The organism is Bradyrhizobium guangdongense (genome assembly GCF_006483445.1).
GTDB lineage: Bacteria > Pseudomonadota > Alphaproteobacteria > Rhizobiales > Xanthobacteraceae > Bradyrhizobium > Bradyrhizobium guangdongense_A.
In genome coordinates this window covers 1-1,425 of sequence record NZ_PPPT01000316.1, presented here as the reverse complement: position 1 = coordinate 1,425, position 1,425 = coordinate 1, and the positions used below count along the sequence as shown (strand labels likewise).

2 protein-coding genes and 1 pseudogene are annotated in these 1,425 nt (G+C 63.9%); all 3 read left to right on the top strand.

The window, feature by feature from the left end; all coding sequences use genetic code 11:
* A pseudogene (gene prfC / locus C2U70_RS32395) lies at positions 1-280 on the top strand (peptide chain release factor 3); the annotation flags it as partial.
* 70 nt (positions 281-350) lie between these two features.
* Positions 351-947, top strand: coding sequence for a hypothetical protein (locus C2U70_RS32390; protein ID WP_140982787.1), 597 nt, complete (start codon positions 351-353; stop codon positions 945-947).
* A 77-nt stretch (positions 948-1,024) separates the two neighbouring features.
* On the top strand, positions 1,025-1,425 hold a 401-nt coding region (locus C2U70_RS32385), incomplete at its 3' end, for an NnrU family protein (RefSeq protein ID WP_140982784.1).

The following is a 1,425-nucleotide window of genomic DNA, read 5'->3' as shown; positions in this document are numbered from 1 at the left end:
CGCGCTGCAGCTCGACGTGTTGAAGGCCCGGCTCGAGGCGGAATATTCGCTGCCGGTGGAGTTCGAGGTCAGCGAATTCCAGCTCGCGCGCTGGATCTCGTCCGACGATCGCAAGAAGCTCGACACCTTTGTCGCGGCCAACACATCGAGCATCGCCGACGATGTCGATGGCGATCCGGTTTATCTCGCGAGGAACGAGTTCTATCTCGGCTACACCAAGGAACGCGCCGAGGGCATCGAGTTCGCCAACGTCAAGGACGTCAAGAAGAAGGCGGGGTAGGGCCGCGGCCCGCGCTGATGTGAACGCGGGCGGCCTTGACGCCTGCGTCGCAATGGCCACGTGTTGGGGCATGTGGCGCGGTATCCTCATCATTCTCGCGTTGACGGTCACGCTGGGCAGCGCCGGCGCGCAACGCCGACAGATCAATCCGATTCCGTTTTCCCACGAGCCGTGCAGCGTGCTGGACAACCGTCCATGCACGCCGTCCTATTGCAGCCCGCTCGAACCTGGCCCCTGCATCCCCGAGATCGACTATCCCTACGGCCAGAATCTCCAGCTCACGATCCAGACCGTGCTGTCGCCGGATCAGCACGCAAAATACCAGAAGCCGGATCACGATCTCGACACCATCGGCGATCTCTTCGCCGAGCTGCGCGCCTGCTGGTCGCCGCCGCCGGAAGACAGCGCCAGGCCGGGCATGCAGATGTCGGTGCGTTTCAGCTTCAACAAGGCGGGCGGCCTGATCGGCCCGCCGCGCGTGACCTATGCGACGTCGGGCGCGCCGGCCGACACGCGGACCACCTACCTCAACGCGATCAACTCCTCGCTCAGGGCTTGTCTGCCGCTGAAGTTCACCGATGGCCTGGGCGGTGCGCTGGCCGGACGGCCGATCGCGATCCGCTATGTCGACAACCGCGAGCTGGAAAAGCCGGCAGCCGGGCAATGAGCGTCAATGGCGCATTGCCGGGCACAGCCCGGAAATGATACCCGATAGAGCGGGGGCTACGTTATGGGGAGGATGTCGTGGGTCTGTTGGTGATGATCCTGGGGCTGGTGCTGTTTTTCGCAGCCCACACGTTGACGACAAAACGCGAGGCACGCGCGCAGGCGATCGCCAGGTTGGGTGAGGGGACCTACAAGATCCTGTACTCGGTGGTGTCGCTGGCAGGCCTCGCGATGATCATCTGGGGCTTTGCTACCTATCGCGCGACGGGATGGATCGACGTCTGGTATCCGCCGAAGGCGATGAAGCACATCACGGTGGCCTTGATGCTGCCGGCCGTCATCCTCGTGGTCGCCTCCTACCTGCGCGGCCGCATCTATGCGACGCTGAAGCATCCGATGCTCGCCGGCATCAAGCTGTGGGCGCTGGCGCATCTGCTCGCCAATGGCGATCTCGGCTCCATCATCCTGTTCGGCTCGTT

Bases quoted from the DNA above. Each gene is read 5' to 3' on its own strand.
- C2U70_RS32390 (WP_140982787.1), top strand. From the start codon at position 351: ATGTGGCGCGGTATCCTCATCATTCTCGCGTTGACGGTCACGCTGGGC.